The sequence below is a fragment of the Corynebacterium sp. AOP40-4SA-5 genome (genome assembly GCF_052377355.1).
In the GTDB taxonomy this organism is placed as follows: Bacteria; Actinomycetota; Actinomycetes; order Mycobacteriales; family Mycobacteriaceae; genus Corynebacterium.
The window spans coordinates 18421-32828 of record NZ_JBQSWS010000028.1 but is presented as its reverse complement, the minus strand read 5'-3'; the positions used below and the strand labels follow the sequence as shown (position 1 = coordinate 32828).

At 69.7% G+C, this 14408-nt stretch carries 13 protein-coding genes; 9 read left to right on the top strand and 4 right to left on the bottom strand.

Features of this window, described 5'->3' with window-relative positions; all coding sequences use genetic code 11:
* The coding region (locus ACT3S3_RS13680; protein ID WP_444626943.1) for an IS30 family transposase at window positions 1-529 on the top strand (529 nt) is incomplete at its 5' end.
* 84 nt (window positions 530-613) lie between these two features.
* Complete coding sequence (locus ACT3S3_RS13675; protein WP_444626942.1) at window positions 614-1681, top strand: hypothetical protein; 1068 nt, start codon at window positions 614-616, stop codon at window positions 1679-1681.
* 120 nt (window positions 1682-1801) lie between these two features.
* Here the strand turns inward: ACT3S3_RS13675 and ACT3S3_RS13670 are convergent, their stop codons facing one another.
* The 3 genes from ACT3S3_RS13670 to ACT3S3_RS13660 all read right to left on the bottom strand — a co-directional run bounded on the left by ACT3S3_RS13670 (window position 1802) and on the right by ACT3S3_RS13660 (window position 5983).
* Window positions 1802-2833: an ABC transporter substrate-binding protein gene (locus tag ACT3S3_RS13670; RefSeq protein WP_301444029.1), complete on the bottom strand. Its 1032-nt coding sequence runs from the start codon at window positions 2831-2833 to the stop codon at window positions 1802-1804.
* A 235-nt stretch (window positions 2834-3068) separates the two neighbouring features.
* On the bottom strand, window positions 3069-4580 hold the full coding sequence (locus tag ACT3S3_RS13665) for a mannitol dehydrogenase family protein (protein ID WP_301444028.1): 1512 nt from the start codon (window positions 4578-4580) through the stop codon (window positions 3069-3071).
* A 47-nt stretch (window positions 4581-4627) separates the two neighbouring features.
* Window positions 4628-5983: an MFS transporter gene (locus tag ACT3S3_RS13660; RefSeq protein WP_441579123.1), complete on the bottom strand. Its 1356-nt coding sequence runs from the start codon at window positions 5981-5983 to the stop codon at window positions 4628-4630.
* A gap of 157 nt (window positions 5984-6140) precedes the next feature.
* Between ACT3S3_RS13660 and ACT3S3_RS13655 the strand changes: the two genes are divergently transcribed.
* Window positions 6141-6986, top strand: a complete 846-nt coding sequence (locus ACT3S3_RS13655) for a DeoR/GlpR family DNA-binding transcription regulator (RefSeq protein WP_301443785.1) — start codon at window positions 6141-6143, stop codon at window positions 6984-6986.
* 1 nt (window position 6987) lies between these two features.
* Window positions 6988-8409 (top strand): xylulokinase, encoded by a 1422-nt coding sequence (gene xylB / locus ACT3S3_RS13650; protein WP_301443786.1) that lies wholly within the window; start codon window positions 6988-6990, stop codon window positions 8407-8409.
* Between the two features lie 156 nt (window positions 8410-8565).
* Here the strand turns inward: xylB and ACT3S3_RS13645 are convergent, their stop codons facing one another.
* Window positions 8566-9561, bottom strand: coding sequence for an alpha/beta hydrolase family esterase (locus ACT3S3_RS13645; RefSeq protein WP_444626941.1), 996 nt, complete (start codon window positions 9559-9561; stop codon window positions 8566-8568).
* Between the two features lie 348 nt (window positions 9562-9909).
* On the opposite strand from ACT3S3_RS13645, the gene ACT3S3_RS13640 reads away from it, so the two are divergent.
* From ACT3S3_RS13640 to ACT3S3_RS13620, 5 genes are all read left to right on the top strand, one after another.
* Window positions 9910-10632: a sulfite exporter TauE/SafE family protein gene (locus tag ACT3S3_RS13640; protein ID WP_301443607.1), complete on the top strand. Its 723-nt coding sequence runs from the start codon at window positions 9910-9912 to the stop codon at window positions 10630-10632.
* Window positions 10633-10636: 4 nt separating this feature from the next.
* On the top strand, window positions 10637-12118 hold the full coding sequence (locus tag ACT3S3_RS13635) for an aminotransferase-like domain-containing protein (RefSeq protein ID WP_301443606.1): 1482 nt from the start codon (window positions 10637-10639) through the stop codon (window positions 12116-12118).
* Window positions 12115-12822 (top strand): aspartate/glutamate racemase family protein, encoded by a 708-nt coding sequence (locus ACT3S3_RS13630; RefSeq protein WP_301443605.1) that lies wholly within the window; start codon window positions 12115-12117, stop codon window positions 12820-12822. The genes ACT3S3_RS13635 and ACT3S3_RS13630 overlap by 4 nt, the downstream gene beginning before the upstream one ends.
* A 218-nt stretch (window positions 12823-13040) precedes the next feature.
* Complete coding sequence (locus ACT3S3_RS13625) at window positions 13041-13226, top strand: hypothetical protein (RefSeq protein WP_301443604.1); 186 nt, start codon at window positions 13041-13043, stop codon at window positions 13224-13226.
* Between the two features lie 47 nt (window positions 13227-13273).
* Entirely contained in the window at window positions 13274-14365 is a 1092-nt protein-coding gene (locus ACT3S3_RS13620) for a YeiH family protein (protein WP_444626944.1), read from the top strand.
* Window positions 14366-14408 lie beyond the last annotated feature (43 nt).

Sequence of the window (14408 nt, the reverse complement as noted above, 5' to 3'; positions counted from 1 at the left end):
CCACACCCGTCCTGCTGAGGTCGCCGGTAGGGCCGTGCCCGGTCACTGGGAGGGGGATCTGATCATCGGCAAAAATGGGAAGACTGCTGTGGCGACCCTGGCGGAGCGCACCAGCAGGTTTGTGATCATGAAGGCACTACCACTGGGGAAGGATTCCGGCGGGTTGGCTGACGTGCTCATCGACACGGTCAACGGGCTGGGATCAGGCTTGAACGAGGCGTTGTTTAAGACGTTGACCTGGGACCGAGGTACTGAAATGGCCCAGCACGCCCGCCTGACCCGGGAGTCAGGTTTGGATGTGTTCTTTGCCGATGCCTACAGTCCAGGCCAGCGTGGAACCAACGAGTCAATCAACCGGGAGGCCCGCAAGTTTTGGGACAAGGGCACCGCGTTGCCTACCGAGCAGGCGGAGGTAGATCGGGTCGCGGCGATGATCAACAACATCCCGCGTGGGGTGTTGGGAAGCTACACCCCGTACGAGAAGTTCATGGAATTGCTGGCAGCCGACACTGTTGCCCCGACGCCTTGACAGGAGCAAGTCTTCACGAACATCTACGCGGGGATATCGACGATCGCGGAACAGTGCGCTGTCGTCTCGGCCAACTCCACGGCGATGGCGACCTCCATGCTGCAGCTGCCGCCGATCCGGGCGGCCGCGCACACCCAACTCGTCGCCATGGAGCTCGAGTTGGCTGCAGAGGCAACCGCGGCCGGAGCAGCCACCGGAGGTGCCGGGGCCGCGGCCATCGCCGCGAAATCCCAGGCACAGGTCGCAGCATTCGTCGCCGGCTACCTCCAGCCCGCGCTCGACACCGCCCGGCCGCTCGTCACCAACCTCTCGGTACCGGTGACCAGTCACACCGGTGGTGGGGCGCTGACCTCCGCGGGGGCAGCGACCATGGCAGCTGAAGAAGCCATCACCCAGGTCGCCGGTGGCGCAGCGACACCAGCTGCTACCCAGGCCGCCGCGCAGCCCAACGCCGTCGCACAGCAAGCCAGCCAGATCGGGGCGGCCCCAGCGGCGGCGAACCAGGCAGCACCCGTCGGGCAATCGCCGATGGGGCCCACAGGCGGTGCCTACGGCGCACCCGGTGGCGCGCAGGCAGGCTCGCCGACATCCATGGTCGCCGGGCAGAACCAGGCCCTCGGAGCAGTCGGCGGACGCGGGACACCGACCGTCACCCCGGGGACGGCGGCCCCAGGGACCACCACCGGTTTGCGCGGAGGCGTGCCAGGGTCCGTGGCCCAACCCCTTCTCCCCAGAGGCGTCAGCACCGCAACACCCCGCAGTCCCGGTGCCATGCCTCTCGCCGGAGCCGGTGGCTCGTCCAGTCCGGGGGCGGGCGCCGCACACGGAGGCGCTGGTGCCAGGGGAGGAGTCCCGGCGGCAGGCGGGGCGGCCCCTGTGTCCGGTAGCAACAACGCCGCCGGACAACGTGCCGGCGGTAATGGAATGGCAGCCGGGGCAGGAGCGGCGGGAGCCGCCGGTGCAGCAGGGCAGAAGGGCGCCGCCGGCCGGGCGGGCAAGGGCAAGAGCCCAGGTGCCCTGTTCGGGAAGACGGGCCAGGGAACGTCACGTCAGCGCTGCAAGAAGTCCCTCGGCAGCTCGCTGCTCGACAGCTACTTCCGCCGCGAGTACCTCGGCGACAAGGAGACCACCGTGCGAAAGGTCATCCGCTGACCCTCGACGGACGGCAGTGAAGGCCTGCAGACAATGAGAAGGCCCGGGATCAGAATCTGATCCCGGGCCCTCATTCTGTAGTGGGAAAGTATCTCCCCACTACATTTACTGTCGAATCAACTACTCGGCGTCGACGGCGTCCTCGTCGGAGACGATCTGCAGCTGGTCCTGCAGCTGCTCGAGCAGCCACGCGTTGGACAGCGAGGACGGGATGTTCAGCGCGGCCATGACCGCCTTGTCATCCTCGACCACGGCGCCGGACTCGACCTGCGGCAGCTGGCTGTAGCCGGCGATGGCACGGATCTTGTCCATGCCCTCGGTGGCGTACATGCCCATGAAGTTCGCGGCCAGGTCGGACACGCGCTCGTAGGAGATCTGCGCGCGATCGGCGTCGACGTTCAGGGAGCCGTCCGTGAAGGAGGCCGGCAGCGTCATGCCCAGGCGGGAGTAGAACTTGTTGGCGATGTTCTCCGGGTCGGCGATCACGCCGAACTGACCGGCGCGGTCCTGCACCGTCAGGGCGGTCTTGCCCTCGAGGCCGGGGAACTCCTCACGTGCGGAGGCGAAGGCCTCCTCGTCGGCGTCGATGACCTCCTGGGCCTTGTCCTCCAGGCCGTAGATCTCGCCCAGGGCCTGCAGCTGCGGCTCCCAGTTGGCGTCCTCGTCCATGCCGGGCAGCACGTCGGTGACCTTGGACAGCTCGTTGTAGGTGTCCTCGTCGATGCGGTAGGTGTCGCCGACGACCAAGTCGGGATCCTTGGCGGCGACCTCCTCGAGCGGGAAGTCCTCCGAGACGGCAATGCGCTCGACGCCCTCGAGGTCCGGGTTCTTCCAGTCCGCGTTGGCGTCATCGCCACGCTCCACGATCACGTCCGGGGTGATGCCGAGGGCGAGCAGGTTGTCCACGGCGGTACCGATCGCGACGACGGTCTCCGGGTTCGTGTTGTAGGTCGCCTCACCGTACATGTTGTCGATGGTGACCTCGGACTCCTCGGCGCCACCCTCGGCGCTGTCGGAGGAGTTGGTGTCGTCCGAGCTGCTGTCCGAGTCATCGGTGGAGCAGCCGGCGAGAACGAGGCCACCGGCGAGCACGGTGGCGGTCAGGGTCCGGCGGACGGTACGTCCGGTGGAGCGGCGGGCGGTGTGCAGCATGAAGGGGGATCCTCTCCTGGCCCGGCGACGGGGTGGGAATGCCGTGGAGAGCAGTTCGCCGGGCGGTGGTGTTGGTGAAACGTCTCTAACCGTAGGCTACGTTTAACTGTAGCGGGCCGTACCGAACTTACTACAGAGGAAACAACCGCGACAAGAGCCCGTGCGGGTACCGGTCCACCCCCGCCCCACCTGCCATACAGATCACCCCCGTCGGAGGGACGGGGTGGGAGGAGGATCAGCGCTCGGCGAGCAGCATGTCCAGCGTGGCCTCGGCGCCGACCGTGTGCAGCGACTCCAGCACCCGGGTGTAATCGGCGGTGAACTCGGGGGAGTCCACCAGGTCGCCGAACACCTCCCGGTCACGCAGGAACGACAGGGCGTCCTCCCGGTTGTGCGAGGCGGACTCCTTGAGTCGGTCGGCCATCCGGTCGACGACGGTGATCGGTGCACCGTCCTCGTCCACGCCTTCGGCGTAGCGTGCCCAGGACGCCACGATCGCCGCGGAGAGGCGGACGGGGCGTCCGGCGGCGAGGTTCTCGCGCACCACCGGCAGCAGCCACTTGGGGATGCGGTCGGAGCTCTCGGCGCACAGCCGGGCCACGGTGTCCTTGACCGCGGTGTTGCCGAAGCGCTGGATCAGGGTGCGACGGTAGTCGTCCAGGTCCACGCCCGGCAGCGGTCGCAGGGTGGGGGTCGCCTCGTCGGTCATGTAGGCCAGCAGGAAGTCGCCGAAGCGCGGGTCCGCCATCACGTCGTGGACCATGCGGTGCCCGGCGAGGTGGCCGAAGTAGCACAGGCCCTGGTGGGAGGCGTTGAGCAGGCGCAGCTTCATCAGCTCGTAGGGGACCACGTCGTCGACGAGCTGGACCCCGGCGTCCTGGTAGGGCGGACGTCCGGCCGTGAACTTGTCCTCCAGCACCCACTGGGTGAAGTCCTCGGCGACGACGGGCCAGGCGTCGGTGTAGCCGCGCGCGGCGACGTCCTCGCGGTCGGCGTCGGTGGTCTCCGGGGTGATGCGGTCGACCATGGAGTTGGGGATGGCCACGGACGCGTCCATCCAGGCGCCGAGCTCGGCGTCCACGCTGGTGGCGAAGGCGACGAAGGTGGCGTGGGCGACCTCGCCGTTGCCCTGGATGTTGTCGCAGCTCATGATCGTGAACGGCGCGACGCCGGCGCGGCGGCGCTCGTCGAGTGCGGCGGTGACCAGACCGAAGAAGCTCTTGAGCGAGGCGTGGTCGCCGGAGCGCAGGGCCGCGCGGTCGGCGGCGATGAGCTCGGCGTCCTCCACGAACTCCCCGGTGACGTGGTCGATGTTGTAGCCGCCCTCGGTGACGGTGAGGCTCACGATGCGGATCTGCGGGTCGGCGAGCATCGCCACGGCGGCCGCCGGGTCGTCCGGGGCGAAGACGTAGTCGACGATGCTGCCGATGACGCGGGCGTCCTCCGAACCGTCCGGCGCCTTGGTGGTGAGGGTGTAGAGGTGGTCCTGGCCGGCGAGGGCGTCGCGCATGCGCACGTCGGACGGCATCACGCCGAGTCCGACGATGCCCCAGTCCAGCGCCTCGCCCTGGTTCATCAGACGGTCGAGGTACATGGCCTGGTGGGCGCGGTGGAAACCGCCGACGCCGATGTGCACGATGCCCGGGGTGACCTGCGAGCGGTCGTAGGACGGCACGGCGGTGGGGTTGCCGGTGTGCGCGGTGATCTCAGGGACGTCGGGGAGGAGGGAGGTGCTGAGGGTGGGCATGACGGGAGTTCTCCTTGCTGTGGGTGTGTGCTGTGGAGTGGAGTGGGTCAGTTCTGGCGGGCTGCTTCTTCGGCAGCCTTCTCCGCGAGGGGTTCAGGGACGTTGTCGGGCACGCCGTCGAAGCCGGGCTGGTTGCCGCGCAGGGTCAGCGACAGGTAGGCGGCGAAGAGGTAGAGGCCGATCATGATCAGCGTCAGGCCGGTGGCGCCGACCAGCGGGAGGAACACCGCGACCAGCAGCGGGCCGACGGCCACCGCGGCGCCGACGCCGAGGTTGTAGGTCGACATCGCCGCACCCGGGTGCTCCGGGTCGATCGCCACGGCGATCGCCGAGAGCGGGACGTAGCCGGCCAGGGAGACGCCGAACAGGGCGCCGAAGGCCAGTGTCACGCCGTAGACGAGCGGGTCGGGCAGGCCGAGGGAGCGTCCGATCAGCGGGGTGAAGTACACCGCGGCCAGGGTGACGGCGCAGGCGACCGCACCGGCCCAGAACATGGTGGTGGCCCAGCCGAAGCGGTCGCCGATGCGTCCGTAGAGCGGGTTGAACGGGAGGTTTACCGCGTAGATCACCGTGGTGAGGATGAGGAACCAGCCGAGCTTCCAGCCGAGTTCGTCGGTGAAGTAGGCGGGGAAGTACACGGCCATGGCGTAGGTCGGCACCGAGTTGATCGTACGGATGTAGGTCACCCGGCGGGCGCGCTTGTCCCGGGCCAGCAGCTTGAAGCCACGCGAGAGGGTGGCGCTGACCTCCTCGGGGTTGTCGACCAGGGGCTTGCGTCCGACCTGCTCGCGCACGCCGAACAGGGCGATGCACGCGCCGACGATGACCAGGGAGAGCGACAGCCAGAGCGTCTGGTAGAAGTCCAGGTTCAGCAGGGACAGTGAGACGGTCGCGGTCAGTGCGCCGAGGGTGGGCAGGCCGGCGGAGAAGCTCACGTAGAACCAGCCCACGCCGGTGGCCCGGTCCTCGGCGGGGGCCACCGCGGTGATCCACACCAGGAACCCGTAGGCGAACAGCGGGTAGCCGAAGCCTCTGAGTCCGTAGGTGATGAAGATCAGCCACGGGTTGGACGTCGGCAGTGCCAGGCACAGGAACACCAGCTCCAGGGTGACCCAGACGCTCACGCCCAGGATCATCACCCGGCGCGGGCCCCAGAGGTCCGACAGGGCGGCGGCGAAGAAGGCGGCGATGGCGACGGAGATGCCGTAGACGGTGACCAGGGTGCCCACCCGCGAGGTGGAGAACCCGTGGTCGTCGCGCAGGAAGGGCTCGAGGATGTTGGTCTCGACGCCGTCGCCGATCATGAAGATGGTGAGGCCCACGAAGCCCCAGATCAGTGCCCGGGGGATGCCGAGGCGTTCGAGCAGCCGGGGTGTGTCCGGCTGTGTGGTGCTGGAAGTCATCTGTGCTCCTGAAGCGTCAGGCGGGAGGGATGTGGGTCACACCTGGTGGCCCGATGCGATCAACCTACCGCCATTATGTTAGAAAGTCACCACTTACAACAAAAAAATGTTGAAAACGGGGGTTACTTCACATCGCCCCCGTGCTAATGTTGCGCCCATGCCCCCAACGTCACAGCCCGCACCTGCGACGGGAGCCGACAAGCGCCCCGACAAACGCCGCGAGAACATCGTGGCCTACGTCACCCGCCACGGCACCGCCCGCGTCGAGGACCTCGCCCGCCACTTCGAGGTCTCACCGATGACCGTGCACCGCGACCTCGACCACCTCGCCGCCGAGAACCTGCTGGAACGGGTCCGTGGCGGCGCCCGCTCGGTCAGCCCCTCGATGAGCGAGCTGGGGGTTGGCCAGCGCCGCCAACTGCACCGCGACGTCAAGAGCGGACTGTGCGCCCTGGCCGCCGAACTCGTCGAGGACGGGGCGGTGGTCTCCGTCGACGACTCCACCACCCTGGAGTCCCTGGTCACCCTGCTGCCGCAGCGCAGCCCCTCGGCGCTGATCACCCACTCGCTGGCGGCGATGAGCCTGCACCGGCAGCGCACGGGGGCGGGCAACATCCGCCTGATCGGCTGCGGGGGCCAGTACATCCCGGAGACCGACTCCTTCCTGGGGGCGGTCACGTCCGAGCAGCTGCGGCGGCTGTCGGCGGACGTGGTCTTCGTCTCGACCACCGCGGTGCGTCCTTCCGCCGGTGGCGGGCCGGCGATCTTCCACCCGGACACCGAGGCCGCCGAGACCAAACGGGCCCTGCTCGACACCGCCCCGGTGAAGGTGCTGGTCGTGGACTCCACGAAGTTCGGTGCCCCCGGGGTGTTCAAGATCGCCGACGTTACGGAGTTCGACCACGTCGTCGTGGACAATGAGATCAGTGACGCCGACCGCGCCCTGCTGGAGAACACGGGAGCGACCCTCCACGTGCTCGGAGAGATCGAAGGAGACAACTGATATGGCACTCGTGCTGGGAATCGACAGTTCCACCCAGTCCTGCAAGGCACTGCTGGTGGACGCGGCGACCGGGGAGGTCGTCGACGAGGGACGCGCCACGCACCCCGACGGTACCGAGGTCGACCCGCGGGCCTGGGTGGACGCCATGGAGCAGGCGACCGCCGGGTTGCTGGACCGCGCCGACGCGGTGTCCGTCGCCGGCCAGCAGCACGGCATGGTCGCCCTCGACGCCGACGGGGAGGTCGTGCGCGACGCCCTGCTGTGGAACGACACCCGCTCGGCACGCGCCGCCGAGCAACTCATCGACGAACTCGGCGGCCCCGCGGCCTGCGTGGACCTGACCGGCAGCCGCTACGTCGCCTCGATCACCGCCTCGAAGCTGCGCTGGATGCGCGACCATGAGCCGGAGAACGCCGCGCGCACCGCCAGCGTGCTGCTCCCGCACGACTACCTCACCTGGCACCTCTCAGAACGCGGCGAGAAGGTCACCGACCACGGCGAGGCGTCCGGCACCGGCTACTACAGCACCCGCGAACGACGCTGGCTGCCCGAGCTCGCCGAGCGCGCCCTGGGCCACGACGTCGAACTGCCGCGTCTGGCCGGGCCGAATGAGCGGGTCGGGGTCGTCGCCGCATCGGTGAACGCCGCTGCGGCCGAGCGTGGCACCGTCATCGGCGCGGGCACCGGCGACAACCAGGGCGCGGCCTTGGGCCTGGCGCTGCAGCCCGGCGACGTGAGCGTGTCCATCGGCACCTCCGGGGTGGCCTCCGCCGTGGTCCCCGACAGCGTGCACGACTCCGCGGGCATGGTCACCGGCTTCGCCGACGCCTCAGGACGCTACCTCCCGCTGGTCTGCACGCTCAACGCCGCGCGCGTGCTGGACATGGGACGCCGCCTGCTCGGCGTGGACTGGGAGGAGTTCGAGAACCTGGCCCTGGCGTCCGACCCCGGCGCCGGCGGCCTGGTGCTGCAGCCCTACCTCGACGGCGAGCGCACCCCCAACCGTCCCAACGCCACCGGCATCCTGCAGGGCATCACCACCGCCACCACCCGCGAGGACTTCGCCCGCGCCACCGTGGAGGGACTGCTGTGCTCCATGAAGGACGCCGTGGAGGCGCTCGTGGGCGCCACCGGTGTGGAGGCCACCCGCGTGCTGCTCATCGGCGGCGGCGCACGCTCGGCCGCGGTGCGCGCGGTCGCCCCGTCCATCTTCGGGGTGGACGTGCTGGTCCCGGACCCCGCGGAATACGTGGCCCTGGGTGCGGCCCGCCAGGCAGCGTGGGCCCTGTCCGGTGCCGAGAACCCGCCGGAGTGGACGGTGGCGGGCACCTCGCCGGCCTCAGCCGCCTTCAACGGACGCACCGTGCGCTCCTACGCGCACCTGCGCACCGCCACGAAGGACTGGAACTGGGGGCTGGACTAGGCGGTGGGGTTGGTGACCTCTACCGCCACCTTTTCCAGCGCGATGCAGCCCGATCACCCTCCCAGGTAGCGTTTCGGGCCCTTTGCCTACCTGGGAGGGCGACAATTTCGACGGGTGAGTCTGTGGCGTGGTCCAGGCGCGGTCGGGGAGCGGCTGCTAGGAGGTTGCGGACTTGAAGAAGTCCCAGATCGCGCCGGGGCCGTCGTAGCGGGCACCGCCGGAGTTGCCCCAGTTGCCGGTGGAGGTGGGGAAGGAGTGCCCGCTGTGGTCCACGGCGATCAGCCGGACAGTGCTGTCGTCGGGAGAGCCACCGGGAGTGATACCTGAGGCGTCGCCCCAGGTCGTTACCTTGGCGTCTCCGTCCTGCACGGTGGTGGGTGAGCCGGTGTCCGCGATGCCGTTGCGCTGGGCGAACCATTCGGCACTGTCCTCGGCGGAGCGGACGTTCCCACGGCTCACGGCGTTGGCACCGGATCCGAGCACCACCTCGCCACCGTCGAAGGGGTTGATCGGGTCTTCGCGGCCCTGCAGGAACAGTATCGGCACCGGCTGGTGCTCATCGCTGCAGGTGAAGTTGTCGTCTGTGGGTACGTTGCCGTTCACTGAGGCCACGGCGCTGACCAGGTCGGGCGCCTCGTAGGCCAGGCGCTGGGCCATGTGCGCGCCGCTGGAGTACCCGATGGCGTACACGGGGGCAGCGACATCGGAGGCATCGGAGTCGCCGGAGTCGCCTGAATCCCCGTGGATCGTCTCGACCACGTGACGCATCAGGCCTACGTCGTCGAGATCCTGCTGCTTGGCGGGCCAGTCGCCGGCCGCGCGGCACTCGTTCCAGTTGTTGGCATACCCGTCGACGTAGGCCACGATGAACCCGTCGCGATCGGCGAGACGCTCCAGGTCCCGCCCGATCCCCGAACGGATGCCCGCGCCGGTGTCGCCGGTGCCGTGGATGACCAGCACCACCGGCAGCGGGGCCTCGTCTGATCGACCGGATCCACCGCTCTCCGGCGTGTAGACGTCCCAGGTGCGGTTGACCCCGTCGAGCGTGGCGGCGTGGGAGCTGTAGCCACCGTCGGTGGAGGCCTGCGGTGTCGTGCAGGACGTGAGCAGCAGGGCGCACGAGCCGACAACGGTGCCGACACTCGCTGTCACGGCGCGAAGGGTCACTCGTCGGCGGGTCATGGGCCCCAGTATGCCGAGCTTGGCGGGGACGCGGTGGCGCACCGAGCACCCGGAGCACCCCGGGTAACCCGCCGGACTCAATGTTTCTGGCATGTTTCAACTGGACCGCCCGTACTGCCCGTCCCGTGGATATTCAGGTCCAGTCGTCGGCACAGCAGGCTGGGGGAGTCCCGCACAACTGGGGCGGCGCGCCGGAGTGACCCTCCGCGCCCCCGCCGCCCGACGACGAGAGGCCAGGATCCCCATGGCACACCAGCAGCGCGCACCCCGCGCCTCCCGCGCACACCCCGCACATCTCACGGACCGGGGGTGCTGAGCATGTGCACCGCACTGCTGCTCACCGTCGGCATCGTGGCCGCGGTGATCCAGGCCGTCACCGGCTCGGGGTTCGCCCTGGTCGCCGCGCCCCTGGTCGTGCTCGTCGCGCCGAACCTGCTGCCCGGGCCGTTGCTCACGATCACCACGGTGCTGATGATCATCTCGGTGGCCACGTCGAAGCGGGCGAACCTGCGCAAGGACGCCCGCCTGCTCCTCCCCGCCGGGGTGGGCATCATCGTGGGAACGGTGGTCAGTGTGCCGTTCCTGGCGTGGATCGGGGAGCACCAGAAGGCGGTGAACGTGGTGGTGGCCCTGGGGGTGATCGTGGCGTTGCTGCCGCCGTTGCTCGGCAGGGTGATCACGACCTCTCCCACGCGCATGGGTGTGGGCGGGTTCGTGGCGGGCACGATGACGGCGACGGTGGCGTTGCCCGGCCCGCCGTTGCTGATGGTCTACCAGGCGCCGGACGCCCGCAGGTACCGCGAGGGTCTGGCGGTGATGTTCCTGGTCGCCTCGGTGTGTGGGCTGGTGGTGCTGGCCCCGACGACGGGACTGGCCCCGGACGGGTGGGACGGTATCGGCACGTTCGTCGTCGGCATCGTGATCGGTTCGGTGCTCGGCGTGGTGCTGGCCAGGCGTGCGCCGATGGGGCTGGTGACGATGCTCGGGCGGGTGGTGGCCTTCGTGGCGGCATGTCTGCTTCTGGTGTCGGGGTTATGCTGACCCGGTGCACAGCTTCACCGACGACTGGGCGGCCCTGGCCCACGTCACCCCGCTGCACGCGCGGGTGGGCGCGTTCCTGCGCCAGGGGCTCTCGCGGGGCGACTACCCGCTGAACCGCGCCCTGCCGTCGTCGCGTCAGCTCGCCGAGCAGCTGGGGGTCTCGCGCACCACGGTGCAGACCGCGTTGGAGCGCCTGGTGGACGACCGGCTGATCACGGCGAAGCCGCGCAGCGGCATGTACCCGGCCACCGCGCCCACCCTGCCACCGCCCGCGCCGGGGCGCGCAGCCGCGGACGACCCCGCAACCGCCCCCGCAGCGTCCTGCGTGGACTGGGACGAACTGTTCTACCGTGACGCCCCGCCGGTCACCCGGATCGTGGTGCCGGACCAGCGGCGCTACCCGTTCCCGTTCATGAGCGGGCAGGTGGAGGAGAACACGTTCCCCACCCGCTCGTGGCTCAAGGCGGTGAATGCGGCGATGTCGGGACGCAACCTGCACGTGGCACTCGGCGATCCCCGCGAGGGCGACGACCCGATGCTGGTCAACGCCCTGGTCGAGGAGGTGCTCGCCCCGCGTGGGGTGCGTGCCGGCCCGGACGAGGTGATGATCACCGCGGGCACGCAGCAGTCGCTGTCGTTGTTGTCGCTGGCGCTGGTCGGCCCCGGCGTGCGTGTCGCCTTCGAGAACCCCGGCTACGTCGACGCGTACCAGGTCTTCGCCGCCAGTGGGGCGCGCATGCAGCACATGCGCGTGGACCGGGAGGGCGCGGTGGCCCACGACGCCGCGGGTGCGCACCTGGTCTACCTCACGCCCAGCAGCCACCACCCGACGTCCGTGGCGCTGAGCCCGGAGCGTCGCCGCAGGTTCCTGGCGCTCGCCGAGTCGTCCGACGCGGTGGTCGTGGAGGACGACTACGACGCCGAGATCCGCCTGCAGGGTCCACCCCTGGCGCCGATGAAGTCCATCGACCGTTCCGGGCGCGTGGTGTACCTGGGCACGTTCTCGAAGTACCTCGCGCCGGGGCTGCGCATGGGCTACGTGGTCGCCGCCCCGGAGCTGATCGCCGCGTTGCGACGCTTCCGGCACTTCTCCACGAAGACGCCCTCGCCGATGCTGCAGCGCAGCCTGGCGTTGTTCGTGCGCTCCGGTGACTACGCCCGCCAGCTGCGCAGCTACCGGCTGCGGGTGCGGTCGAAGTACGAGCAGTTCCGCGAGGCGGTGGGCACCTACCTGCCGGACATGGCCGGGCAGCTGGTGGTGCCGCAGATGAACATGTGGATGCACGACCCGCAGGGGGCGGACACGGCCGACTGGTCGGTGCGTGCCCGCGGCAGGGGAGTGCTGGTCAGTCCCGGTGAGCTGTACTACGCGCCGGGTGCGGTGGTGCGCCGCGACGAGGTGCGCGTGGGCCTGGCCTCGATCTCGGAGGTGCGCATCGCCACGGGCGTGCGCGAGTTGGCCGCGGCGCGCGGGGGTCTGCGGTGACCCGACGCATCCTGCTGGTCAACCCGAACACCAACCAATCCACCACCGCGATGATGGCGCGGCGGCTGCGCGCCGCCCTCGGGCCGGACGCTGCGCTCGCCGAGGCTCCCGGCTGCGTGGTGACCGCCGTGACCGCTGCGCGCGGCCCGGCGATGATCACCACGCCGGACGCGCTGCAGGACGCCGCGGGGCATGTGGTCGACGCCGTGCGTGGTGCGCTGCAGGATGCTGCACAGGACGGTTCGCAGGACGGATCGAGCTTCGACGCGGTGCTGGTCGGCGCCTTCGGCGACCCGGGTGTGCGGGAGCTGCGCCACCTGCCGGCGTTGGACGGGGTGCTCGTCACCGGCATCGGCGAGGCCGCCCTGCTCGCCGCCACGGCCGCGGGAGGACGTTTCGCCATCGCGACGACCACCGGCGAGCTGGCGGGGTCGTTGGCAGAGCTGGTGGCACGGGTGGGGGTGGCGGAGTCGTACACGGGACTGGAGCTCACACGCACCGACCCGTTGGTGCTGGCGACCTCGCCACAGGCCAGCCGGTGTGAGCTGGCGGTGGCGGTGGAGCGCGCGGTGACGAAGGGGGCCGACCGTGTGGTGATCGGCGGCGGTCCGCTCAGCGACGTGGCCGCGGAGCTGGAGTCGACCTACCCGGGAGTGATCGTGGAACCGGTCGTCGCGGCGGCGCGGTTGATCCGCGGGGCGTGATCCCCGCCTATGTGTCTCCGACGTCCGCACGCCACCGGCGCAATCCCTGCATTTCGGTCCGATCTCTGACAGCGACCGGACCGAAATGCCGGGATTGCGCCGGGCAGCAGAGGTGTTGGAGCCACCACCTCCCAGGGCTTGACCGTCGTGGCGGCGCGGTTGATTCAGGGGGAATGGAACGCTTCCACCAGGTAGACTGAGTTGTCTATCTTCGGTGCATGACGACACACACCAGCGAGGACACGGCGAACAGCGGACCCGGCGAGTCAGACGAGTCGAACGAGGCCGTCAGGCAGGTCGCCAGGTTCGCCCTGTCGGAGGACTGGGCTGCCGTGGTCGCTGGGCTGGGGATCCTGGTCCTCGTGCTGGCCGGCGTGATCACCGAGAGTTGGCTGGTCCTGTGACCGCCACGGTCGGTGGCGTCGGTGAAGGCAGCATCGAGCGGGCAAACCTGCAGGACGGTCGGCGTCTCGAGTGGCGCTGGGCCGTCGCCGGGCTCGTCGTGGTCCTCGGCGGCGGGGCGCTGACCCGCTACCTCACCGAGAACGTCCCCGAATGGTCCGAGGGCACGGCGGTGGCGAAGCTCGGCGGGGCGGTCGAGTTCCCCGTCTACGCGATCCTGATCGGGCTGTCGCTCAACGCGGTGCTGTCCGCCCTGGGGGTGCGGGGGCGCCTCGCCGCGGGGTTCCGCACCGAGTTCTTCATCAAGACCGGGCTGGTGTTGCTCGGCGGCACCGTGGTGCTGTCGGTGATCCTGCGGGCCGCAGGGCCGGCGGTGCTCCAGGCACTGGTGCTGATCACCGGGGTGTTCTTCTTCACCTGGTGGGTCGCGGGCAGGCTGGGGGTGGACGATCACCTTCGTGCGCTGCTGGCTTCGGCGGTGTCGATCTGCGGGGTCAGCGCGGCGATCGCCGCGGCCGGGGCGGTGAAGGCGAAGAAGGAGCACCTGGCGTACACGGCGACACTGGTCATCGTGTTCGCCCTGCCGTCGATCTTTCTTCTCCCCTGGTTGGCGCAGGTACTGGGGTTGCCGGACGCGGTGGCGGGTGCCTGGATCGGCGGCAACATCGACACCACCGCCGCGGTGAGCGCGGCCGGCGCGTTGGCGGGGGAGGACGCCCTGCAGATCGCCTCGATCGTGAAGCTCACCCAGAACGCACTCATCGGATTCGTCGCCGTGGCTCTGACCGCGTGGTTCGCGGTCAAGGTTGATCGGGGAGAGGGCGCCCCGAGGTTGCGTGCCATCGACTTCTGGCACCGTTTCCCCAAGTTCGTGATCGGCTTCGTGGCGGCGTCGGTGATCGTCACGGTGGCCGCGGAGTTCCTCGACGAGGCGACGATGGAGGGTGTGGACGCCACCGTGAAGGGCTTCCGCGACTACTTCCTGATCCTGGCGTTCGTCTCCATCGGCCTGGAGTTCGAGGCACGCTCCCTGAAGGAGGCGGGGGCCCGCCCGGTGGCGGTGTTCGGACTGGCCACCGTGTTCAACCTCGTGCTCGGCCTGCTGCTGGCCACGGTGCTGTTCGGCAGCTTCGAGGTGTGAGCGAGCGTCCGCGGTTGATCCACGGGGCGTGATCCCGCCTATG